At 38.7% G+C, this 23,655-nt stretch carries 20 protein-coding genes and 1 other annotated feature; all 20 genes read left to right on the top strand.

Features of this window, described 5'->3' with window-relative positions:
* Positions 1–16: 16 nt before the first annotated feature.
* The 20 genes from rpmG (at position 17) to LCP48_RS22675 (ending at position 23,330) form a co-directional block, all read left to right on the top strand.
* Positions 17–163 (top strand): 50S ribosomal protein L33, encoded by a 147-nt coding sequence (gene rpmG, locus LCP48_RS22770; RefSeq protein WP_004233588.1) that lies wholly within the window; start codon positions 17–19, stop codon positions 161–163.
* Positions 164–211: 48 nt separating this feature from the next.
* Positions 212–397: a preprotein translocase subunit SecE gene (gene secE / locus LCP48_RS22765; RefSeq protein ID WP_004233589.1), complete on the top strand. Its 186-nt coding sequence runs from the start codon at positions 212–214 to the stop codon at positions 395–397.
* Positions 398–751: 354 nt separating this feature from the next.
* A complete protein-coding gene (gene nusG / locus LCP48_RS22760; protein WP_004233590.1) occupies positions 752–1,285 on the top strand; it encodes a transcription termination/antitermination protein NusG in 534 nt (177 codons plus the stop codon).
* A 229-nt stretch (positions 1,286–1,514) separates the two neighbouring features.
* Positions 1,515–1,940, top strand: coding sequence for a 50S ribosomal protein L11 (gene rplK, locus LCP48_RS22755; RefSeq protein WP_004233593.1), 426 nt, complete (start codon positions 1,515–1,517; stop codon positions 1,938–1,940).
* Between the two features lie 116 nt (positions 1,941–2,056).
* Positions 2,057–2,755, top strand: a complete 699-nt coding sequence (gene rplA / locus LCP48_RS22750; protein ID WP_004233594.1) for a 50S ribosomal protein L1 — start codon at positions 2,057–2,059, stop codon at positions 2,753–2,755.
* Between the two features lie 53 nt (positions 2,756–2,808).
* Positions 2,809–2,955 (top strand) — a sequence feature (ribosomal protein L10 leader region).
* A 32-nt stretch (positions 2,956–2,987) separates the two neighbouring features.
* Positions 2,988–3,488 carry a 50S ribosomal protein L10 gene (rplJ, locus tag LCP48_RS22745; RefSeq protein ID WP_004233596.1) on the top strand — a complete coding sequence of 167 codons (501 nt, stop codon included), beginning with the start codon at positions 2,988–2,990 and terminating at the stop codon, positions 3,486–3,488.
* Between the two features lie 72 nt (positions 3,489–3,560).
* Positions 3,561–3,920, top strand: a complete 360-nt coding sequence (gene rplL, locus LCP48_RS22740) for a 50S ribosomal protein L7/L12 (protein WP_004233598.1) — start codon at positions 3,561–3,563, stop codon at positions 3,918–3,920.
* Positions 3,921–3,996: 76 nt separating this feature from the next.
* Positions 3,997–4,599, top strand: coding sequence for a class I SAM-dependent methyltransferase (locus tag LCP48_RS22735; RefSeq protein ID WP_004233600.1), 603 nt, complete (start codon positions 3,997–3,999; stop codon positions 4,597–4,599).
* A gap of 242 nt (positions 4,600–4,841) precedes the next feature.
* On the top strand, positions 4,842–8,417 hold the full coding sequence (gene rpoB, locus LCP48_RS22730; RefSeq protein ID WP_176408505.1) for a DNA-directed RNA polymerase subunit beta: 3,576 nt from the start codon (positions 4,842–4,844) through the stop codon (positions 8,415–8,417).
* 202 nt (positions 8,418–8,619) lie between these two features.
* Positions 8,620–12,303 carry a DNA-directed RNA polymerase subunit beta' gene (gene rpoC, locus LCP48_RS22725; RefSeq protein WP_004233605.1) on the top strand — a complete coding sequence of 1,228 codons (3,684 nt, stop codon included), beginning with the start codon at positions 8,620–8,622 and terminating at the stop codon, positions 12,301–12,303.
* A 139-nt stretch (positions 12,304–12,442) separates the two neighbouring features.
* Positions 12,443–12,691 (top strand): ribosomal L7Ae/L30e/S12e/Gadd45 family protein, encoded by a 249-nt coding sequence (locus tag LCP48_RS22720; protein WP_004233607.1) that lies wholly within the window; start codon positions 12,443–12,445, stop codon positions 12,689–12,691.
* A 98-nt stretch (positions 12,692–12,789) separates the two neighbouring features.
* A complete protein-coding gene (gene rpsL, locus LCP48_RS22715) occupies positions 12,790–13,209 on the top strand; it encodes a 30S ribosomal protein S12 (protein ID WP_004233609.1) in 420 nt (139 codons plus the stop codon).
* A 44-nt stretch (positions 13,210–13,253) separates the two neighbouring features.
* Positions 13,254–13,724 (top strand): 30S ribosomal protein S7, encoded by a 471-nt coding sequence (rpsG, locus tag LCP48_RS22710; protein ID WP_004233610.1) that lies wholly within the window; start codon positions 13,254–13,256, stop codon positions 13,722–13,724.
* A gap of 42 nt (positions 13,725–13,766) precedes the next feature.
* Positions 13,767–15,845 carry an elongation factor G gene (fusA, locus tag LCP48_RS22705; protein WP_004233612.1) on the top strand — a complete coding sequence of 693 codons (2,079 nt, stop codon included), beginning with the start codon at positions 13,767–13,769 and terminating at the stop codon, positions 15,843–15,845.
* A 136-nt stretch (positions 15,846–15,981) separates the two neighbouring features.
* Positions 15,982–17,169, top strand: a complete 1,188-nt coding sequence (tuf, locus tag LCP48_RS22700; protein ID WP_004233614.1) for an elongation factor Tu — start codon at positions 15,982–15,984, stop codon at positions 17,167–17,169.
* 158 nt (positions 17,170–17,327) lie between these two features.
* Positions 17,328–18,008, top strand: coding sequence for a response regulator transcription factor (locus LCP48_RS22695; RefSeq protein WP_004233616.1), 681 nt, complete (start codon positions 17,328–17,330; stop codon positions 18,006–18,008).
* A gap of 15 nt (positions 18,009–18,023) precedes the next feature.
* Positions 18,024–19,040 carry a sensor histidine kinase gene (locus LCP48_RS22690; protein WP_004233618.1) on the top strand — a complete coding sequence of 339 codons (1,017 nt, stop codon included), beginning with the start codon at positions 18,024–18,026 and terminating at the stop codon, positions 19,038–19,040.
* Positions 19,041–19,136: 96 nt separating this feature from the next.
* Positions 19,137–19,898 carry an ABC transporter ATP-binding protein gene (locus LCP48_RS22685; RefSeq protein WP_004233621.1) on the top strand — a complete coding sequence of 254 codons (762 nt, stop codon included), beginning with the start codon at positions 19,137–19,139 and terminating at the stop codon, positions 19,896–19,898.
* Positions 19,888–21,867, top strand: a complete 1,980-nt coding sequence (locus tag LCP48_RS22680; protein ID WP_004233622.1) for an FtsX-like permease family protein — start codon at positions 19,888–19,890, stop codon at positions 21,865–21,867. Before LCP48_RS22685 ends, LCP48_RS22680 begins: the two co-directional genes overlap by 11 nt.
* A gap of 152 nt (positions 21,868–22,019) precedes the next feature.
* Positions 22,020–23,330: a Na+/H+ antiporter family protein gene (locus tag LCP48_RS22675; protein ID WP_004233623.1), complete on the top strand. Its 1,311-nt coding sequence runs from the start codon at positions 22,020–22,022 to the stop codon at positions 23,328–23,330.
* The last annotated feature ends 325 nt before the right edge of the window (positions 23,331–23,655 follow it).

The raw sequence follows: 23,655 nt of genomic DNA, 5'->3' as shown, positions 1-23,655 counted from the left end.
CGAAAAAGGTGATTATATGGCAAAAAAAGTCGTGCTAAATTGTGAGAAATGTGGTTCGAGAAATTACACGTTCCCAGCTAAAGAAGGTTCAACTGTACGTCTCGAATTAAAGAAATTTTGCTCGCATTGCAATGAACATACAATGCATAAACAAACGCTATAAAATGATATGTAAATAGACAGATTTGATTGATTCGGAGGTTAAGCTAGAATGGGCAAGATCAAAAGCTTTTTCAGCGATGTAATGTCAGAAATGCGCAAAACAAGCTGGCCGAAAAGTAAAGAACTGACGAAATATACAGTCGTTGTAATTTCAACTGTTGTCATTATGGCTTTATTTTTTGTGTTAGTTGACTTAGGTATTTCATCATTATTCCGCTGGTACTTAGATTTATAATTTAGTAAATAGCATATTTTTGAAATAGCCCGTCCATTGCAATAACGGGTTTTTTCGTTTGTTTTATCTTCATTCAGCAGAAAACTCCATCTAATTGGATCGATGAGATGGGTGAAGTGAAGCGCAAAGCAGTAAAATCTCCTCATTATGATAAATACTACTAGGAGAGTATGATAGTAGCGATAGATGACTATGCTAGTTTCGGTATATATCATCGAGCTTTCGCAAGTAAATAGCGAAAGCTATATTTTTCTAATGAGATGTTTGTGAAAAGAGTAAAAATGCATTGAGCGTATCGCGATTCATTTTCACTTTTATTTGTAAGGGAGGGACGGACGAGGAGTCCTAGTAGTTATGGAGAAAAATTGGTATGTTGTTCATACGTATTCAGGGTATGAAAACCGTGTAAAAGCAAACCTAGAGAAACGTGTTGAAACAATGGGAATGCAAGATAAAATCTTCCGTGTGATTGTTCCTGAGCACGAAGAAACAGAAATGAAAGATGGAAAAAAACGTACAATGATGCGTAAAGTTTTCCCTGGTTATGTGTTAGTAGAGTTAATCATGACAGATGATTCTTGGTATGTAGTTCGAAATACACCTGGTGTTACGGGCTTTATCGGTTCATCTGGTGGAGGAGCAAAACCAACACCGTTATTACCTGAAGAAGCCGATCGCCTACTGCAGCAAATGGGTATGACTGATAAAGTTGTAGAAGTGGACATTACTGTTGGTGAAGCAGTAGAAGTATTAGAAGGGCCGTTTGCTCATTTCCAAGGGCGTGTTGAAGAAATTGACACAGAAAAAGGTAAAATTAAAGTGACGGTTGATATGTTTGGTCGCGAAACAATTATGGAGCTAGATTTCGAACAAGTTCAAAAATTATAGTTCTAACAATAGAACACTACATGCTAATTGGTAGATGTTTCGTAGATTTTGTTAATTACTACTTGCTTAAAAAAAGTAAAAGTGGTATCATTTCATAGGTCAGACTGTCATACTTTTGTTTGACGTCTGTAATGATAATTTTAATGTTATCGGCACTTAGCTGACAGACAGATATTGAGTGGGAGGGGCAACCCAATTACCACATCACGGACTTAAGGAGGTGTGTCTCGTGGCTAAAAAAGTTATTAAAGTTGTAAAACTTCAAATCCCTGCTGGTAAAGCTAACCCAGCTCCACCGGTTGGTCCTGCATTAGGTCAAGCGGGTGTGAACATCATGGGATTCTGTAAAGAATTTAATGCGCGTACTGCTGATCAAGCTGGTCTTATTATCCCAGTTGAAATTTCAGTATTCGAGGATCGTTCTTTCACTTTCATTACAAAAACTCCACCTGCAGCAGTTCTACTTAAAGTAGCAGCTGGTATCCAATCTGGATCTGGTGAACCAAACCGTAAAAAAGTGGCAACGGTTAAACGTGATAAAGTTCGCGAAATCGCTGAAACTAAAATGCCAGACCTTAACGCTGCTTCAGTAGAAGCTGCTATGTTAATGGTTGAAGGTACTGCACGAAGCATGGGTATTGTTATCGAAGACTAATCCCATTTACTTGATGTTTTGTTTTTTGGAAGGTTGCGAAGTTTCTTTGTGAACACGCAACCTTTATTCGTGGGAGGTAAAATCCGCTATAACCACAATCAAGGAGGAAATATATAATGGCTAAAAAAGGTAAAAAACTGCAAGATGCAGCTAAATTAATTGATCGTAACGCACTATACACTGCACAAGAAGCAATCGAACTTGCTCAAAAAACTAGCACAGTAAACTTCGACGCTACTGTAGAAGTTGCTTTCCGCTTAGGTATTGATACTCGTAAGAACGACCAACAAATCCGTGGTGCAGTAGTGCTACCAAACGGTACTGGTAAAACTCAACGCGTATTAGTATTTGCAAAAGGTGAAAAGCTTAAAGAAGCTGAAGCAGCTGGTGCTGACTATGTAGGCGATGCAGAATACATCCAAAAAATCCAACAAGGTTGGTTTGACTTCGATGTAATCGTAGCAACTCCTGACATGATGGGTGAAGTTGGTAAACTTGGTCGTGTATTAGGACCTAAAGGTTTAATGCCAAACCCTAAAACTGGTACAGTTACTTTTGATGTAACAAAAGCTATCGAAGAAATCAAAGCTGGTAAAGTAGAATACCGTGCTGATAAAGCTGGTATTATCCACGCTCCTATCGGTAAAGTTTCTTTCTCAGCAGAAAAACTAGTAGAAAACTTCTTAGCTGTTTTTGATGTAGTACAAAAAGCAAAACCTGCTGCAGCTAAAGGTACTTACATGAAATCTGTAAATGTTACAACTACAATGGGTCCAGCGGTTAAAATTGACGCTTCTAACGTAGTAGTAAAATAATTTATATATATGTATTGACGATAGTGGCTATACGTGATACTATAGTTGCTGTTGTGAATTATCCATTTGTACCGTAGACAGTAGGAGTGACTTGTCACTTAATGTTCCTACCGAGGACATCGGAATTCAGATTCTTATTTTAAAGATGATGACTTTCAGCCTCTGTGTCTATTTGACTCGGAGGCTTTTCTTTTGTCGGTATAAATGACCCATTCTAATAGGAGGTGTCATCATGAGCAAAGCAATCGAAAACAAACAAGTACAAGTTCAAGAGATTACTGAAAAATTCCAAGGCGCTGCTTCTGTAGTAGTTGTGGATTACCGTGGTCTTAATGTTGCACAAGTAACTGAGCTTCGTAAACAACTTCGTGAAGCTGGCGTTGAGTTCAAAGTTTACAAAAACACTTTAACTCGTCGTGCTGCTGAAGCTGCTGGCCTTGAAGGAATCAACGACGTATTAGTTGGTCCTAACGCAATTGCGTTCTCAAATGAAGATGTTGTAGCGCCTGCTAAAATCATCAACGAGTTCGCGAAGAAAAACGAAGCTTTAGAAATTAAAGCTGGTATTATTGAAGGTACTATCTCTTCTGTTGAAGATGTTAAAGCACTTGCAGAACTTCCATCACGCGAAGGTCTACTTTCTATGCTTTTATCTGTACTTCAAGCTCCAGTGCGTAACTTCGCACTTGCAACAAAAGCTGTTGCAGAACAAAAAGAAGAACAAGGCGCGTAATTTAGTACGCACTAATACTTCTGCGGCCTGATCGCAAAAAATAAAACATTATCCAATTAGGAGGAAATTATAATGAATAAAGAGCAAATCTTAGAAGCTATCAAAGCTATGACAGTTCTTGAATTAAACGATTTAGTAAAAGCTATCGAAGAAGAATTCGGTGTAACAGCTGCTGCTCCAGTAGCAGTAGTTGCTGGTGGTGCTGCTGCAGCTGAAGAAAAAACAGAATTTGACGTAGTATTAGCATCTGCTGGTGCAGAAAAAATCAAAGTAATCAAAGTGGTTCGTGAAATCACTGGTTTAGGTCTTAAAGAAGCTAAAGAAGTAGTAGATAACGCTCCTAAAGCTCTTAAAGAAGGCGTTTCTAAAGATGAAGCTGAAGAAATCAAAGCTAAACTTGAAGAAGTTGGCGCATCTGTAGAAGTTAAGTAATCTCGCGTTACTTTTTAACAAAAGGAAAGCTCGTCATTTTGGCGAGCTTTTTTCTTCATTCTGAGGAGGCGTGAAAATGTCAGATCACTATTATACAAGTAAGCCTCAAACTGAAAGTAAACCACGTCACTGGACATTCAAGTTACTAGGGCATACGTTTTCATTTGAAACGGATGCAGGTGTATTTAGTAAAAGCGAAGTAGATTTTGGATCCCGTGTTTTAATAGACGCTTTTCAAATGCCTGATATTGATGGTGCGATTTTTGATGTAGGTTGTGGATACGGGCCGATAGGGTTATCGATTGCCAAAACTAATCCAGACCGTACCGTTTTTATGATGGATATAAATGAACGCGCAGTTGCGCTTTCGCAAAAAAATGCGCAAGTGAACGGTGTTCAAAATGTGCGAATATTTGTGAGTGACGGCCTATCGATGGTTGATAACGATGTAGATGCGGCAGCAATCTTAACGAATCCACCAATTCGTGCGGGGAAGGAAACGATTTTCCGCTTTTACGATGGAGCTTACGATCGGCTAGTGTCTTCGGGTGAACTCTGGGTAGTCATTCAGAAGAAACAAGGAGCGCCATCGACAGTAAGTTACTTAGAAGAAAAGTTTTCAGAAGTCGATGTAGTAGAAAAGAAAAAAGGGTACTGGATAGTACGCGCAAAAAAATAAATGAAATATGTAGAATTTATTGACTTGACAAATCGGCTATGATAATATGATACAATGCAAAAATATTATTTTGAGGTCGTATGCCCTTTTTGTATAGAAATGTTTTAATATGGGTATACTTGCCAAGATAAGTTTAGTTAACCGAAAATGAGATCTTTTTGAAGACTCGTTTTCTTTTTGTCTTTCGAAATCATACACTATTTGTATGAATTTGCAAAGACCTAATATCGCTTTATTGAGGGGTGAATGAGTTGACAGGTCAACTAGTTCAGTACGGACAACACCGCCAGCGTAGAAGCTTTGCGCGTATTAAAGAGGTGCTTGAGCTTCCAAATCTGATTGAGATTCAAACGGCGTCTTACGAGTGGTTCCTTGAAGAAGGTTTACGTGAAATGTTCCGTGACATTTCGCCGATCGAGGACTTTACAGGTAATCTTTCATTAGAATTCATCGATTATTCATTAGGTGAGCCTAAATATGATGTTGATGAGTGTAAAGAGCGAGATGTTACTTACGCAGCTCCATTACGTGTGAAAGTACGTCTTTACAACAAAGAAACAGACGAAGTGAAAGAACAAGATGTCTTCATGGGTGACTTCCCGTTAATGACAGAAACAGGTACGTTCATTATCAACGGTGCTGAACGAGTTATCGTTTCACAATTAGTTCGTTCACCAAGTGTGTATTTCCATGATAAAACTGATAAAAACGGTAAAAAAGGCTTTGGAGCTACAGTTATTCCAAACCGCGGTGCTTGGTTAGAGTATGAAACTGATGCGAAAGACGTAGTTTACGTGCGAATTGATCGTACTCGTAAGCTACCAGTAACAGTGTTACTACGTGCATTAGGTTTCGGTTCAGATCAAGAAATTATCGATATTATCGGTGATAACGAGTATCTACGTAATACGTTAGAAAAAGATAACTCTGAAAGTACAGAAAAAGCGCTTTTAGAAATCTACGAACGTTTACGTCCAGGCGAGCCACCAACAGTAGAAAGTGCGAAGAGTTTATTATACTCTCGTTTCTTCGATGCTAAACGTTACGATTTAGCGAATGTTGGTCGCTACAAAATGAATAAAAAGCTTCACATTAAAAATCGTTTATTCAATCAAACGATTGCTGAAACGCTTGTAGATCCAGAAACAGGCGAAATTTTAGTAGAAAAAGGTACAGTACTAGATCGTCGTACTTTAGATAAAATTCTACCTTACCTAGAAGATTCATCAAAAGGTATTGGTTACCGCACTTTATCACAAGTCGGTGGAGTGCTTGAAGATGATGTAACCATCCAATCTATTAAGATTTATGCTCCAAAAGATGAAGCGCAAAAAGAAATTAATATCATTGGTAATGCGTACATTGATGAAGAAGTGAAGAATATTACACCTGCTGATGTTTTATCTTCAGTAAGCTATTTCTTTAACTTACTTTACCAAGTAGGTGCAACAGATGATATTGACCATTTAGGTAACCGTCGCCTACGTTCTGTTGGTGAGTTACTACAAAACCAATTCCGTATCGGTTTGTCTCGTATGGAACGTGTAGTACGTGAACGTATGTCAATTAATGACACAGCTGCGATCGTACCACAACAATTAATCAATATCCGTCCAGTGATTGCGTCCATTAAAGAGTTCTTCGGAAGCTCTCAATTATCACAATTCATGGACCAAACAAACCCATTAGCAGAGTTAACGCATAAACGTCGTCTATCTGCATTAGGACCTGGTGGTTTAACGCGTGAGCGCGCTGGCTTCGAAGTACGTGACGTTCACTACTCTCACTATGGTCGCATGTGTCCAATCGAGACACCGGAGGGTCCAAACATTGGGTTAATCAACTCATTATCTTCATTTGCCAAAGTAAATAAATTTGGCTTCATTGAAACACCTTATCGTCGTATTGACCACGAAACAGGTCGAGTAACTGAGCAAATTGATTATTTAACAGCTGATGAAGAAGATAACTACTATGTAGCACAAGCAAATTCACCGTTAAATCCAGATGGTACTTTTGCTAATGATGAAGTAGTTGGTCGTTTCCGTGGGGATAACACGGTATTCAATAAAGCGCAAATGGACTACATGGACGTATCTCCTAAACAAGTTGTCTCTGCAGCGACTGCGTGTATCCCATTCTTAGAAAACGATGACTCGAACCGTGCACTTATGGGTGCCAACATGCAACGTCAAGCAGTTCCACTTCTTAACCCAGAAGCACCATTCGTTGGTACTGGTATGGAGCATGTTGATGCGCGTGATTCTGGTGCGGCTGTAGTAGCGAAGTATGATGGTATTGTTGAGCACGTTGAAGCTCGCTCTATCCATGTTCGCCGCATTGAAGTTGTAGACGGCAAAGAGGTTAAAGGCGATTTAACAAAATATAAATTACAAAAGTTCATTCGTTCTAACCAAGGTACTTCTTATAACCAACGTCCACTTGTAAAAGTAGGCGAACGTGTCAAGCCTCGTGATATTTTAGCAGATGGTCCATCAATGGAAAAAGGCGAACTAGCTCTTGGACGTAACGTACTTGTTGCCTTCATGACTTGGAACGGCTTTAACTATGAGGATGCTGTTATTATGAGTGAGCGCCTTGTAAAAGACGATGTCTATACATCTGTTCATATTGAAGAATATGAATCAGAGTCTCGTGATACAAAGCTTGGGCCTGAAGAAATCACTCGTGATATTCCAAACGTCGGAGAAGATGCACTTCGTAACCTAGACGAACGTGGTATTATCCGTATTGGTGCGGAAGTACGTGACGGTGATATTCTTGTAGGGAAAGTAACGCCTAAAGGAGTTACAGAATTGACTGCTGAAGAGCGTTTATTACATGCAATCTTCGGTGAAAAGGCTCGTGAGGTTCGTGATACTTCATTACGTGTACCACACGGTGCTGGCGGTATCATTCTTGATGTTAAAGTATTTAACCGTGAAGATGGCGATGAATTACCACCAGGTGTTAACCAATTAGTTCGTGCTTACATTGTTCAAAAACGTAAAATTCGTGTTGGGGACAAAATGGCCGGACGTCATGGAAACAAAGGGGTTATCTCTCGTATCTTACCAGAAGAAGATATGCCATTCATGCCAGATGGCACACCTGTAGATATCATGTTAAATCCACTTGGTGTACCTTCCCGTATGAATATCGGACAAGTTTTAGAGTTACACTTAGGTATGGCTTCTCGTTACCTAGGCGTTCACATGGCAACACCAGTATTTGATGGTGCTAATGAAGAAGACGTTTGGGAAACGATGGAAGAAGCTGGGATGAACCGTGACGGTAAAACAATCCTGTATGATGGACGTTCTGGGGAACCATTCGATAACCGTGTATCAGTAGGTATCATGTATATGATCAAACTTGCACACATGGTTGATGATAAACTTCATGCACGTTCAACTGGTCCTTACTCACTTGTTACGCAACAACCACTTGGTGGTAAAGCGCAATTTGGTGGACAACGTTTTGGTGAGATGGAGGTATGGGCACTTGAAGCTTATGGTGCTGCGTATACACTTCAAGAAATCTTAACGGTTAAATCTGATGACGTTGTTGGTCGTGTGAAAACATATGAAGCCATCGTTAAAGGTGAAAGTGTACCAGAGCCAGGTGTTCCTGAGTCATTCAAAGTATTGATTAAAGAACTTCAATCTCTTGGTATGGATGTTAAGATGTTAACAGTTAATGATGAAGAAGTAGAGCTTCGCGATTTAGACGAAGAAGATGATCTTCAGCCAGCTGATGCACTTAACATTGCACCACAGCCAGATACAGAAGAAGAGCCAGTAGAGTCTTTTGAATAATGGAAAACCAAATTCACAAATGTGAATATGGTCAAACTTATTTTTCAAATTAGCCGGGCAGGATTTAACGCCCTGCCTGGCTTTTTCTTTTAATAAATCATTCTATTTCTAATCCTTTGCCAAAGAGGCAATCTTTGCAAACGATTATCGAGCTGCGTAAAAGAGTCTTTATAAAGACCTATACTAGAGGGAGGTAGGCTCCTTGATAGACGTTAATGAATTTGAATATATGAAAATTGGTTTAGCATCACCTGACAAGATTCGTTCTTGGTCATATGGAGAGGTTAAAAAACCTGAAACAATTAACTACCGTACACTAAAACCAGAAAAAGATGGTTTATTCTGTGAGCGTATTTTTGGTCCAACTAAGGACTGGGAGTGTCACTGTGGGAAGTATAAACGTGTACGCTATAAAGGCGTAGTTTGTGATCGTTGTGGCGTTGAAGTAACACGTGCTAAAGTTCGTCGTGAACGTATGGGACATATCGAATTAGCAGCACCAGTTTCTCATATCTGGTACTTCAAAGGTATTCCTAGCCGTATGGGTCTAATTTTAGATATGTCACCTCGTGCTCTTGAAGAAGTTATCTATTTCGCTTCATACGTTGTGATCGATGCAGGTGCTACTAATTTAGAAAGTAAACAATTACTTTCTGAAAAAGAGTATCGTGCATATCGTGAAAAATTCGGTAATACATTCGAAGCATCAATGGGTGCAGAAGCAATCAAAAAATTATTAGGTAAAATCGACCTGGAAGATGAAACACAATCTTTAAAAGAGGAGTTAAAATCTGCTCAAGGTCAGAGACGTACTCGTGCCATTAAACGTCTAGAAGTTGTTGAATCTTTCCGTAACTCAGGAAACTCACCTGAATGGATGATTCTAGATGTACTACCTGTTATTCCACCAGAGCTTCGTCCAATGGTGCAATTAGATGGTGGTCGTTTCGCGACTTCAGATTTAAACGATTTATACCGTCGTGTAATTAATCGTAATAACCGTTTAAAACGTTTATTAGATTTAGGTGCTCCAAGCATCATCGTACAAAATGAAAAACGTATGTTACAAGAAGCTGTTGATGCATTAATCGATAATGGTCGTCGTGGACGTCCTGTAACAGGTCCTGGTAACCGCCCATTAAAATCACTTTCACATATGTTGAAAGGTAAACAAGGTCGTTTCCGTCAAAATCTACTTGGTAAACGTGTTGACTACTCTGGTCGTTCGGTTATCGTAGTAGGTCCAAACTTAAAAATGTACCAATGTGGCTTACCAAAAGAAATGGCTATTGAATTATTCAAGCCATTCGTTATGAAAGAATTAGTAGAGCGTGGTCTTGCTCATAACATTAAATCTGCTAAACGTAAAATCGAACGTTTAAATAACGACGTATGGGATGTTTTAGAAGATGTTATTCGTGAGCATCCAGTATTACTAAACCGTGCACCAACACTTCACCGTCTTGGAATTCAAGCATTTGAACCAACACTAGTTGAAGGTCGTGCTATTCGTCTTCACCCATTAGTATGTACAGCCTATAATGCTGACTTCGATGGTGACCAAATGGCAGTTCACGTACCATTATCAGCTGAAGCTCAAGCTGAAGCTCGACTTCTAATGCTTGCTGCACAAAACATCCTGAATCCAAAAGACGGTAAACCTGTTGTAACACCTTCTCAAGATATGGTATTAGGAAACTACTACTTAACACTTGAACGTGAAGGCGCACGCGGTGAAGGTACTGTTTTCTATGGTCCAAATGAAGTTTTAATTGCCTATGATACAGGTCATGTACACTTGCATACACGTATCGCAATAAAAGCAAGTTCATTAAATAATCCAACGTTCACTGAAGAACAAAATAATATGTTCTTATTAACAACTGTTGGTAAAGTAATCTTTAATGAAATCTTGCCGGAATCATTCCCTTATATTAATGAGCCAACTGATTTCAACTTAGAGCAAGTAACACCAGAAAAATACTTTGCTAAGTTAACAATTGATGAAGAAACACTTAAAGAGCTTGAATCAGATAATGCTTATAATAATTTAGATGAAAAAGGGAAAATTGATGCACAACGTACAGCTGTATTGCGTAAATACTTTGCATCAGTACCAGTTGTAAATCCATTCCGTAAGAAATTCTTAGGAAATATCATTGCTGAAGTATTTAAACGTTTCCACATTACGGAAACATCTAAAATGCTTGACCGTATGAAAAACCTAGGTTTCAAATATTCAACACGTGCAGGTATTACTGTAGGTGTATCTGATATCGTGGTATTACCTGATAAAGGTGAAATTTTAGCAGAAGCTCAAGAGAAAGTAGATAAAGTTCAAGCGCAATTCCGTCGTGGTTTCATTACTGAGGATGAGCGTTATGATCGCGTTATTTCAAGCTGGAGTGCTGCAAAAGATGAAATTCAAGCGAAGCTGATGAAGTCACTTGAGAAAACAAACCCAATTTTCATGATGTCTGATTCAGGTGCCCGTGGTAATGCATCTAACTTTACTCAGCTAGCTGGTATGCGTGGTCTGATGGCCAACCCGGCTGGTCGTATTATCGAACTTCCAATCAAATCTTCATTCCGTGAAGGTTTAACAGTATTAGAGTACTTCATCTCAACTCACGGTGCTCGTAAAGGTCTTGCCGATACAGCCCTAAAAACTGCCGATTCAGGTTACTTAACGCGTCGTCTTGTTGACGTTGCACAAGATGTTATCGTTCGTGAAGATGACTGTGGTACTGACCGTGGCTTAACGATTGGTGCACTAATGGAAGGCACAGAGTTAATTGAAGCTCTAGATGAACGTATTGTTGGTCGTCATACGAAGAAAACAATCTTCCACCCTGAAACTGGTGAAGTAATTCTTGCAAAAGACGGTTTAATCGACCAAGATATCGCTCGTGCAATTATTGAGGCTGGTATTGAAGAAGTGACAATCCGTTCAGCATTTACATGTAATACAAAACACGGCGTTTGTAAAAAATGTTACGGCATGAACTTGGCGACAGGTGAGAAGGTTGAAGTTGGGGAAGCAGTTGGTATTATTGCGGCTCAATCAATCGGTGAACCAGGTACACAGTTAACAATGCGTACATTCCATACAGGTGGGGTTGCCGGTGATGATATTACACAAGGTCTTCCACGTATCCAAGAGATCTTTGAAGCACGTAATCCAAAAGGTCAATCTGTTATTTCAGAAATTGCTGGTACGGTTTCAGATATCACAGAAATTCGTGAAGGCTTAAAAGAAATTACAATTCAAGGTGACGTAGAAACTCGTAAGTATCAAGCACCTTATAACGCACGTTTGAAAGTTATCGAAGGTGATAATGTAGAACGTGGTCAAGTTTTAACAGAAGGTTCTATCGATCCAAAACAATTGCTAAAAGTCAAAGACGTTTCAACTGTTCAAGAATATTTATTAAAAGAAGTTCAAAAAGTATACCGTATGCAAGGGGTAGAAATTGGAGATAAACACATTGAGGTAATGGTTCGCCAAATGCTTCGAAAAGTGCGTGTAATTGAAGCTGGAGATACAGAATTACTACCTGGCTCATTATTAGATATCCACCAATTCTCAGAGGCAAACGTAGACGCTGTTATGAATGGCAAAAACCCTGCAACTTGTCGTCCTGTTATCCTGGGTATTACAAAAGCTTCTCTTGAAACAGAATCATTCTTATCTGCAGCATCGTTCCAAGAAACAACACGTGTGTTAACAGATGCAGCAATTAAGGGTAAACGTGACGAGCTTCTTGGATTAAAAGAGAACGTAATTATCGGTAAACTTGTTCCTGCAGGTACTGGTATGCAACGTTATCGTCAAATCCGCATCGAAAAAGACGAGCTTGACACAGAAGTCATTTCTGCTGAATAAACATTAAAATTAGGCCGAAGAGATGCATATTTTCATCATCTCTTCGGACTTTTTCAAGATATTAGTTGACAGTGTAAATGAGTAATGATAATATATTGAAGGTTGATAGTTAACTGTCTGTACTTCGGAGGATATGTAAATGTCTTATGATAAAGTAAGGGCTAGTCAAACAATCATAGGTACAAAGCAAGCAGTAAAAGCAATGCGAGCTGGTTCAGTGAAAGAACTATTTGTGGCACTTGATGCAGACAATTGGGTAACCGATTCGGCCATATCTTTCGCGAGAGAAATCGGTATACCAGTTATTCTTGTTGAGTCCAAAAAGGAACTGGGCAAAGCCTGTGGAATCCATGTTGGAGCTGCGGTAGTTGCGATTACTGTAGAGTAGTTTTTGTGTAAAATGCACAAAGACTTTGTTTTTACCCAAAAAATGAACCACCTGGATGTGTGGTATTAAAAAAGAAGGAATGAAGGGAGGAAAAATCGATGCCTACAATTAACCAATTGGTACGTAAGCCTCGTAAATCTAAAATCACGAAATCAAATTCACCAGCGTTAAACAAAGGATATAACTCATTTAAAAAATCTTTAACTGATGTTAAATCTCCACAAAAACGTGGTGTTTGTACTCGTGTAGGTACAATGACGCCTAAAAAACCAAACTCAGCGTTACGTAAATACGCTCGTGTACGTTTAACTAACCAAATCGAGGTTACAGCGTACATTCCTGGTGAAGGCCACAACTTACAAGAGCACAGTGTTGTTCTTATCCGTGGCGGTCGTGTAAAAGACTTACCGGGTGTTCGTTACCATATCGTTCGTGGTGCTCTTGATACTGCTGGTGTAAACGGTCGTATGCAATCACGTTCTTTATACGGTACAAAACGCCCTAAAGAAAAAAAATAATTTAAATCAAACAATATATTTACTCAATGAAAGGAGGAAAACACATGCCTCGTAAAGGTCCTGTTTCCAAACGTGACGTGTTACCAGATCCAATTTATAATTCAAAACTAGTAACTCGTTTAATCAATAAAATGATGATTGATGGTAAAAGAGGTACTTCTCAAAAGATTTTATACGGTGCGTTCGAACTAGTTAAAGAACGTTCTGGTCAAGATCCAATCGAAGTATTCGAAGCTGCTCTAAATAACGTAATGCCAGTTCTTGAAGTACGTGCTCGCCGTGTTGGTGGTTCTAACTACCAAGTACCAGTTGAAGTACGCCCAGAACGTCGTACAACTTTAGGTCTTCGTTACCTAGTTAACTATTCTCGTCTTCGTGGTGAAAAAACTATGGAAGAGCGTTTAGCTAACGAAATTCTTGATGCTTCTAACAACACTGGTGCATCAGTTAAGAAACGTGAAGATATGCACAAAATGGCAGAAGCGAACAAAGCATTCGCTCACTACCGTTGGTAATCTAAACATAGCATAAGCCCAATATGGAAGGAGAAATACCTAATGAAACGCGAATTCTCACTAGAGAATACTCGTAATATTGGGATCATGGCTCACATTGATGCTGGTAAAACAACAACAACTGAGCGTATCCTTTATTACACAGGTAAGATTCACAAAATCGGTGAAACTCATGAAGGCGCTTCTCAAATGGACTGGATGGAGCAAGAGCAAGAACGTGGTATCACAATCACTTCTGCTGCGACAACAGCTCAATGGAAAGGCAACCGCGTAAACATCATCGATACTCCTGGACACGTAGACTTCACTGTAGAAGTAGAACGTTCATTACGTGTACTTGACGGCGCAGTAACTGTACTTGATGCTCAATCTGGTGTTGAACCTCAAACAGAAACTGTATGGCGTCAAGCTACAACTTACGGTGTACCACGTATCGTATTCATTAACAAAATGGATAAAATGGGTGCAGATTTCCTATATTCTGTAGGTACTTTACACGAGCGTTTACAAGCAAATGCTCATCCAATCCAATTACCAATTGGTGCGGAAGATGAGTTCAAAGCAATTATTGACCTAGTTGAAATGGATGTAACTTACTACGATAACGAAGAAGGTACAGCATTACGTGAAGGTCAACCAATTCCTGAAGAATTCCAAGCGCAAGCTGAAGAATACCGTGAGAAGTTAATCGAAGCAATCGCTGAAGTTAACGAAGAAATCATGGAAAAATACTTTGCTGGTGAAGAAATTACAAAAGAAGAGCTTAAAACGGCTATCCGTAAAGCGACAATCGCTGTAGAATTCTACCCAGTAATCTGTGGTACAGCATTCAAACACAAAGGTGTTCGTAAAATGCTTGACGCAGTTATCGACTACTTACCATCACCAGTTGATGTACCTGCTATTAAAGGTACAACTCCAGATGGTGATGAAACTGAACGTCCATCATCAGACGAAGCGCCATTCTCAGCTTTAGCATTTAAAGTTATGACTGACCCATTCGTAGGTAAATTAACGTTCTTCCGTGTGTACTCTGGTGTTCTTGAATCAGGTTCATACGTACAAAACTCTTCAAAAGGTAAACGTGAACGTGTAGGTCGTATCCTACAAATGCACGCTAACAGCCGTGAAGAGATTTCAAAAGTATTTGCTGGTGATATCGCAGCTGCTGTAGGTCTTAAGGATACAACAACTGGTGACACTCTTTGTGAAGAGAAAAACCTTGTTATCCTTGAGTCTATGGAGTTCCCAGAACCAGTTATCTCTCTTTCTGTAGAACCAAAATCAAAAGCTGACCAAGATAAAATGGGTCAAGCTTTACAAAAGCTACAAGAAGAAGATCCAACATTCCGTGCACATACAGACCAAGAAACTGGTCAAACAATTATCTCAGGTATGGGTGAGCTTCACCTTGATATCTTAGTTGATCGTATGCGCCGTGAATTTAAAGTAGAAGCTAACGTAGGTGCTCCAATGGTATCTTACCGTGAAACATTCCGTGGCTCTGCTCAAGTTCAAGGTAAATTCACTCGTCAATCAGGTGGTCGTGGTCAATACGGTGACGTATGGATCGAGTTCTCTCCAAATGAAGAGGGTAAAGGCTTTGAATTCGAAAATGCTATCGTTGGTGGTGTAGTACCACGTGAATATATTCCAGCTGTAGAAGCAGGTCTTCGTGACTCGCTTGACCGCGGTGTAATCGCTGGTTACCCATTAATCGACATCAAAGCGAAATTATTCGATGGTTCATACCATGATGTTGACTCAAACGAAATGGCATTTAAAATCGCTGCATCTATGGCACTTAAAGCTGCTGCATCAAAATGTAGTCCAGTTCTTTTAGAGCCTATGATGAAAGTTGAAGTTGTAATTCCAGAAGAATATCTTGGTGATATCATGGGTAACATCACTTCTCGCCGTGGTCGCGTAGAAGGTATGGAAGCTCGTGGTAACGCTCAAGTTGTTCGTGCGATGGTTCCACTTTCAGAAATGTTTGGATATGCAACAACTTTACGTTCTGCAACGCAAGGTCGTGGTGTATTCTCAATGGTATTCGATCATTATGAAGAAGTACCAAAATCAATCTCTGAAGATATCATCAAAAAAAATAAAGGTGAATAATTGAAATTTCATCTTGCATAAAGTATAACTAATTTGTAAGCTATGATTGCAGGATAGGGGATGGGCCCGTTCTCTATCAGCATTCATTCTATAAATTTTAAATCTAAAACATACAATTTTGAGGAGGCAATCTCTAATGGCTAAAGAAAAATTTGACCGTTCTAAAACGCATGCTAACATTGGTACAATCGGACACGTTGACCATGGTAAAACTACTTTAACTGCTGCAATCGCTACAGTTCTTTCTAAAAAAATGGGTGGTACAGCTAAATCTTACGCTGATATCGATAACGCTCCAGAAGAAAAAGAACGTGGTATCACAATCAATACTTCTCACGTAGAATACGAAACTGAAACTCGTCACTATGCACACGTTGACTGCCCAGGACATGCTGACTATGTTAAAAACATGATCACTGGTGCTGCTCAAATGGACGGCGGTATCTTAGTAGTATCTGCTGCTGACGGCCCAATGCCACAAACTCGTGAACACATCCTTTTATCTCGTCAAGTAGGTGTTCCATACTTAGTAGTATTCATGAACAAATGTGATATGGTTGATGACGAAGAATTATTAGAATTAGTAGAAATGGAAATCCGTGACCTACTATCTGAATATGACTTCCCAGGTGACGATATTCCTGTAATCAAAGGTTCTGCTCTTAAAGCTCTTGAAGGTGAACCAGAATGGGAAGAAAAAATCGTTGAATTAATGGACGCTGTAGATTCTTACATCCCAACTCCAGAACGTCAAACTGACAAACCATTCATGATGCCTGTAGAGGACGTATTCTCTATTACTGGTCGTGGTACAGTTGCAACTGGCCGTGTTGAACGTGGTCAAGTTAAAGTTGGTGACGTAGTTGAAATCATCGGTATCGCTGAAGAAGCTAAATCTACTACTGTAACTGGTGTAGAAATGTTCCGTAAATTATTAGACTATGCTGAAGCTGGTGATAACATCGGTGCTTTACTACGTGGTGTTGCTCGTGAAGAAATCCAACGTGGTCAAGTATTAGCTAAACCAGGTTCAATTACTCCACACACTAACTTCAAAGCTGAAGTTTACGTTTTATCAAAAGAAGAGGGTGGCCGTCATACTCCATTCTTCTCTAACTACCGTCCTCAGTTCTACTTCCGTACAACTGACGTAACAGGTATCTGTAACTTACCAGAAGGCGTTGAAATGGTAATGCCTGGTGATAACATCGAAATGACAGTTGAACTTATCGCTCCAATCGCTCTTGAAGAAGGTACTAAATTCTCTATCCGTGAGGGTGGCCGTACTGTAGGCGCTGGCGTAGTTGCTTCTATTCAAAAATAATTTTAGCTTTCGCTAATTTCAAACCAATCTGTAGGGACGCCTACAGATTGGTTTTTTGTGTTAAAATAAAGAAAAATTAGAGTTTTAATTAGTGTATGTGTACATAACCACAAGCATGTCCTCTAGCGTAAATAATTAAAGGGAAAGGGGAACTGATTATGGACATGAAAATTTTGCTGATTGAAGATGATCCTTCTATCTTTGGCATGATTCAAGAACGTTTTGAGCAGTGGTCGCTAAACGTGGTTGGACCTAAAAATTTTCAAAAGGTGATGGATGACTTTATAGAGGAGAAACCACACCTCGTGCTAATTGATATTCAATTGCCTGCCTATGACGGCTTTCATTGGTGTCGTGAAATTCGTCATTTATCCAAAGTGCCAATTCTTTTTCTTTCTTCTCGAGATCACCCCATGGATATGGTAATGGCCATGCAAATGGGGGCTGATGATTTTATTCAAAAGCCTTTTCATATGGAAGTTTTACTCGCAAAAGCACAGGCTATTTTGCGTAGAACCTATGATTACGTTGAAGAAAAAATGGATGTTACACGTTTTAACGATGCCATAATTGATTATGCCAGAAGTGAAATTATGTATAATGGTGCCATTGCTTCCTTAACAAAAAATGAACTTTTCATTTTAAGAATATTAGTAGAACAGGCTAATCATATCGTTTCCAGAGACGAGTTAATGAGAAAACTATGGGATGACGAACGTTTCGTAAACGATAATACTTTGTCTGTAAACGTTAATCGGTTACGTACAAAGCTAGAGGATATTGGTTTACATGAGGTAATACTAACAAAAAAGGGACTTGGTTATATGGCAGTAAGCTGAGGGACGTGAGAAAAGTTGCTATTATTATTTATTAGAGAACGCTTTGCTTGGATTGGATTTTTTATTTTTACTTTGATAATTCTAAATGTGCTATTTTCTTTAGATGTTGGTTTAAATGGAATTTCTATTTGGTATGTAAACCTTAGTTTACTTGTTAGTTTTATACTCTTTTTTTGGTGTCGCTATTTCATCGAAGTTGGGAAATTAAAAGATTTCCTGGGAAATATGGATAGCCACCTTGATGATGCACATAGAAATAGCTTAGCTTTATCTCCTTTTCAAGAAGTATACTTTCGAAAAATGGAGGATGCCTTCTTTGAAAAGAATTTAGAGTTAAATCAAGCCAAAGTGCAAATACAGGAACATTCTGATGAGCTTTTAGCTTGGGTCCATGAAGTAAAAGCACCTTTAACTGCTATTAATTTAATGTTTGAACATATTGAGGATTTACAGCTACGTCGAAAATTAGAGAATGAATGGCTAAGACTACATCTTTTGGTTGATCAACAACTGCATCAAACAAGATTATACGCTATTGAAAAAGATAATTATTTAAATGAGATAGAACTGAAGCCCATTGTTTATAAAGAAATCAGAGCTATGCAAGCTTGGTGTCTTGAAAAAGGCATTGGCTTTGAAATTGGTGAACTGAAAGAGACGGTTATGACAGATGGCAAGTGGCTAGCATTTATTATTCGACAAATTCTTTCGAATGCCATCAAGTATAGCCCAGTAAATTCTGAGATAACAATTTTTACAGAACATGATTCTACAGGAGCTACATTACTACATATTAAAGATATTGGTAGGGGTATACCTTTAGACGATTTACCTAGGATTTTTCAAAAATCTTATACAGGAACAGCGGGAAGGGAATCCTCTCAATCTACGGGTATGGGTCTCTATTTAGCATCTAATGTAGCCCGAAAAATTGGTATTCGTATTAATGTTCAATCTAAAGTTGGTGAAGGCTCGCTATTTACACTACGCTTCCCCTTACAAAATGAATATGCGAAACTAACAGGTAGATGACGAAAATGTCACCTACCTTTTTATATTGTCATGTAAAACGCACGAATGATTAGGTTTGACAGCGTACACTTGAACTATAGAAAGGGGCGTTATGAAGTGACAGTTTTAATAGGACGTAAAATAAAGAAAGTCTATGGGAAAAAATCAACAGCTCAAGAAGTATTAAAGGGTATTGATGTAGAAGTGAATAAAGGTGAATTTGTAGGTATTATGGGACCTTCTGGCTCTGGTAAAACAACGCTTTTAAATGTCTTATGCTCAATTGACTTTGCGACAGAAGGTGTAATTGAGATAAACGGTCATAGTTTACGTGGTATGAAAGAAAAGGCTTTAGCAAACTTCCGACGAGAGCAGCTGGGGTTTATATTTCAGGACTATAATTTATTAGATACCTTAACAGTAAAAGAAAACATTCTTCTACCGTTAGCCATCAGTAAGTTACCAAAAGCAGTTGCTGAAAGTCGAGTGAAGGAACTCACTTCTTTGCTGGGAATCTCGGAAATTTTAAATAAATACCCCAACGAAATATCAGGTGGACAAAAACAGCGTACCTCTGCTGCACGTGCACTTATTACCAATCCGTCATTGGTATTTGCAGACGAGCCCACTGGTGCACTAGATTCTAAATCAGCTACAGCCCTACTTCAAAATCTACAAAATATAAATGAAACAAAAGAGGCGACAATTATGATGGTTACACACGATGCTGTAGCTGCAAGTTTCTGTACACGTGTGTTATTTCTAAAGGATGGCCTTATCTATAGTGAACTTTATAAGGGCGATAAAACAAGGCAGGCCTTTTTCAAAGAAATCATGCATACACAAAGTGTGCTAGGCGGTGACGGGTATGAGTCTTAGTAAGTTAGTACTTCGAAGCATGAAGAAAAATATGAAGCACTACTATCTATATTTCTTTGCACTTATTTTTAGTGTTACATTATACTTTTCCTTTGTCACCCTGCAAAATAATACGGAAGTGTGGGCTGCTGTTCAAATGAGTGGAACAGCTACGGCAGGATTTAAGGCAGCAACTTATATTCTTTATTTCATCGTTTTGTTCTTCGTGCTGTATGCAAACCATTTATTTATGAAGCGTCGTAGTAAGGAAATAGGTTTGTATCAACTGATTGGCATGACTAAGGGGCTAATCGTGCGTTTATTAGCGATTGAAAACATTCTGTTATTTGTTGGAGCCGTTATTATAGGTATGTTGGCAGGCTTCTTTAGTTCTCGTGTGTTTGCAATGATTTTGCTTCGTGTGCTTGAAAAAGAAGCTCTCGTAACCATGACTTTTAGTACACAAGCTTTACTGCAGTCAATGATTGTGTTTACGATCTTATTGATCATCGTTCTTATACAGATGGCTTGGATGATTCATCATGTTTCATTGTTATCATTATTTAGTGCAGCAAAACAAGCAGATGAGCGTGTGAGACGCTTTAGTGCGTTCCAAATGGTTATTGGCTTTTTGGGTCTTATACTGATTGCTTATGGCTACTATGCATCGACAAAGCTGTTCGATATCGAATCTGCTGGTAATTTATTTATTAATATGATTATTATTTTAGCTACTACAATTGGTGGAACATTCCTTGTTTTTCGTTTCTCTGTAGCATTTATTATGAATACTATTCGCCTAAAGAAAAAAGGGCATTTATCCATAAAGGATGTATTAGCATTAACGCCCATCATGCATCGCATGAAGAGCAATGCAAAGTCATTAACGCTAATCACTGTGTTAACAGGCGTTTCTCTAGGCGTGACCACGCTTTCCTATATCGCCTACTACTCCTCGGAAGCATCTGCATATAGCCAAGTACCAGGTGATTTCATATTGCTTGAAGAGCAAGGGGAGGAGTTTTTAGAGAAGTTAGAGGAAAATAATATTGCTTATGATAAAATTGACTACCGTCTTCAGGGAGTAACTGCTGCTGTAGGTCAATTGATGTCTAAAAAACAGCAGGATAACCCTTTATATACAATGGAAGGCACAATTTATACCATTCCGCTTTCAGATTATCAGCAGAGTGTTCCAGAGGCTAAGCTATCAGGAAATGAGGTTATCTTAACAAACTATGGTGGTTATATGGCTGAAATGTTCCCGTTAGAGAAAGATCATGATTTAGTAGTATCTGCAGGAGAACTTGAAGAAACTTTTCATGTCGTTGATATCCACGATAAAAGTGTGATAAGTGGTATTGTAACGGCTGGGGGTGGTGGACCTATCTTTGTTGTGACAGATGATATGTTTAAAAGTTTAACTACACAGGCAGCTCTTTATCCTTGGCATCATCAATCAACAATCACTTTAAAATCGAAGGAAGATATTGCAACAGCAGAAAAATTATATATTCAATCAAATGCAGGCATTATTATGGCTGTAGATGATAAAGGGAAGACAAAGCAATATACACAATCATCCTATGAAGGAAAACGTAAAGACAACATTGAATCATTGGGTCTTACCATATTTACAACAGCATTTTTAGGGTTAGCGTTCTTAATGACCACAGGTAGTATTCTATACTTTAAACAAATGTCTGAGGCAGAGGAAGAACGTGATTCCTATACAATCCTACGAAAGATCGGTTTTGCTGAAAAAGATATCATGAAGGGTATTTATATGAAACAGGCCTTTAATTTCGGTGTTCCATTAGTTATTGGGTTATTGCATAGCTACTTTGCTGTTAAGTCAGGATGGTTTTTATTTGGGACAGAGTTAACAGCTCCCTTGTGGATTGCAATGTGCTGTTATATCGCCTTATATACGACTTTTGCCATTCTCTCGGTAGGCTATTATAAAAAGGTTGTACGTCAATCGTTGTAATACTAAATAAGAAGAAACTCGGAAACAGTGTGGTGGTTATCATCACACTGTTTTTTAGTGCAAAAAAAATTACAAAAAAACTTGACTTTCAATTATCAGAATAATAAAGTTTAACATGTTAGTAATTTAGTGTATGAAAGTAGAGTGTAACAATGAATGCAGTAATTGCGGCTGTAGCCGTTATGTTAATATTAAGCTTGCTTCGCATCAATGTAGTTCTCTCGTTAGTTCTAGGAGCATTTGTAGGTGGTCTAACTAGTGGGATGGGCATTGAGTCAACTGTCCAATCGTTTACGGAAGGATTAGGGGCAGGAGCAACCATTGCATTAAGTTATGGCTTACTTGGTGGTTTTGCAATCGCCATTGCCAAAACAGGAATACCCGAATTAATGATAGCGGGGATGTTAAAAATATTAAAGGGTGAAAGTAATAGAAAAGGACTTGTGAAGGTATTAATTTTCTTCCTTATTTTTGTGATGTCTATTTTATCTCAAAATGTCATTCCTATTCATATTGCCTTCATTCCATTATTAATTCCTCCTATTTTAAAGATTTTAAATATGCTAGAAGTCGACAGACGTATAATTGCAACGTTGATTGCAGTAGGCTTAATTGGTACTTATAGTTTTGTACCTGCTGGTTTTGGAGCAATCTTTCAAGATATCGTTGCTACACAAGTGTCAGAGGCAGGAATGGCTGTATCTTCACGAGATGTCCCTGCAGCAATGGGGATTCCCGTATTAGGAATGCTAATCGGATTGATCATCGCATTTGCTGTATACCGAAAGCCAAGACATTATAAGCAGAGTGAAGTGGAGACGGAATCTTTAAATGTAAACGTCAGCAAATTTATTATGTTTTCTACAGCGCTGGCACTAGTAACATCGCTATGCGCTCAAGTGTTAACAGATTCCATGATTGTAGGCTCGTTTGCAGGTATTATGATTATGTATTTTACAGGTGCCCTTAAATGGCGAGAAGCCGATGATATACTTTCTGAAGGAATGAAGATGATGGCCTTTATTGGCTTTGTTATGATTGCGGCAAACGGTTTTGCGGCGGTAATCAATGCGACAGGTGATGTGGATAGCTTAATTATAAATTCTCTCACCTTATTAGAAGGAAATAGAAGCCTTGCTGTCTTCATCATGTTAGTCATAGGATTAATTGTGACGATGGGGATTGGTTCGTCCTTCGCAACAGTGCCTATAATCGCTACACTATTTGTTCCGCTAGCACAAGGTTTAGATATGAGTCCTTTAGCGATATTATGTTTAATTGGTACAGCTGGTGCTTTAGGAGACGCAGGTTCTCCAGCATCCGATTCTACATTAGGACCAACAGCAGGCCTTAATGCTGACGGCCAGCATCATCATATTTGGGATACCTGTGTTCCTACGTTCCTTTTCATTAACATACCACTAATCCTGTTTGGTTGGATTGCCTGTGTGTTCTTTCTATAATTAAGGAGGTAGTTTCTATTTAAGTAGAAACTACTTTTCTTTTTAGAGTTATTTGAAATGTGCGAAAATGTTGATATGACAACCTTAAGTATTGCAATATGTATAGAAATTTTATATACTAATAAACGGCTTAATAAAGCGAAGAAATAGTAGTACTAAGAATATCTGCAACATTTAAAAGAATTTAGCGAAAAGACTTGCTTATTCTTTTTTTATTGTATATAATGTTGAATGTTGGTCTTTGACTGCGATGAAGCGAGAGGTTGCCGACACACCCGGCCGCTTTGCCATGGCGGTGTGTGGGAAAATTTTCGTGGAGAATGTC

This window comes from Lysinibacillus capsici, assembly GCF_020217405.1.
Classification (GTDB): Bacteria; Bacillota; Bacilli; order Bacillales_A; family Planococcaceae; genus Lysinibacillus; species Lysinibacillus capsici.
The sequence above is the reverse complement of the archived record's forward strand: the minus strand, read 5'-3'. Positions and strand labels throughout refer to the sequence as shown.

Bases quoted from the DNA above. Each gene is read 5' to 3' on its own strand.
- LCP48_RS22695 (WP_004233616.1), top strand. From the start codon at position 17,328: ATGGACATGAAAATTTTGCTGATTGAAGATGATCCTTCTATCTTTGGC.
- rplJ (WP_004233596.1), top strand. From the start codon at position 2,988: ATGAGCAAAGCAATCGAAAACAAACAAGTACAAGTTCAAGAGATTACT.
- secE (WP_004233589.1), top strand. From the start codon at position 212: ATGGGCAAGATCAAAAGCTTTTTCAGCGATGTAATGTCAGAAATGCGC.
- rpsG (WP_004233610.1), top strand. From the start codon at position 13,254: ATGCCTCGTAAAGGTCCTGTTTCCAAACGTGACGTGTTACCAGATCCA.
- LCP48_RS22735 (WP_004233600.1), top strand. From the start codon at position 3,997: ATGTCAGATCACTATTATACAAGTAAGCCTCAAACTGAAAGTAAACCA.
- LCP48_RS22680 (WP_004233622.1), top strand. From the start codon at position 19,888: ATGAGTCTTAGTAAGTTAGTACTTCGAAGCATGAAGAAAAATATGAAG.
- nusG (WP_004233590.1), top strand. From the start codon at position 752: ATGGAGAAAAATTGGTATGTTGTTCATACGTATTCAGGGTATGAAAAC.
- rpsL (WP_004233609.1), top strand. From the start codon at position 12,790: ATGCCTACAATTAACCAATTGGTACGTAAGCCTCGTAAATCTAAAATC.
- rplL (WP_004233598.1), top strand. From the start codon at position 3,561: ATGAATAAAGAGCAAATCTTAGAAGCTATCAAAGCTATGACAGTTCTT.
- tuf (WP_004233614.1), top strand. From the start codon at position 15,982: ATGGCTAAAGAAAAATTTGACCGTTCTAAAACGCATGCTAACATTGGT.
- fusA (WP_004233612.1), top strand. From the start codon at position 13,767: ATGAAACGCGAATTCTCACTAGAGAATACTCGTAATATTGGGATCATG.
- LCP48_RS22720 (WP_004233607.1), top strand. From the start codon at position 12,443: ATGTCTTATGATAAAGTAAGGGCTAGTCAAACAATCATAGGTACAAAG.
- rpmG (WP_004233588.1), top strand. From the start codon at position 17: ATGGCAAAAAAAGTCGTGCTAAATTGTGAGAAATGTGGTTCGAGAAAT.
- LCP48_RS22675 (WP_004233623.1), top strand. From the start codon at position 22,020: ATGAATGCAGTAATTGCGGCTGTAGCCGTTATGTTAATATTAAGCTTG.
- rplA (WP_004233594.1), top strand. From the start codon at position 2,057: ATGGCTAAAAAAGGTAAAAAACTGCAAGATGCAGCTAAATTAATTGAT.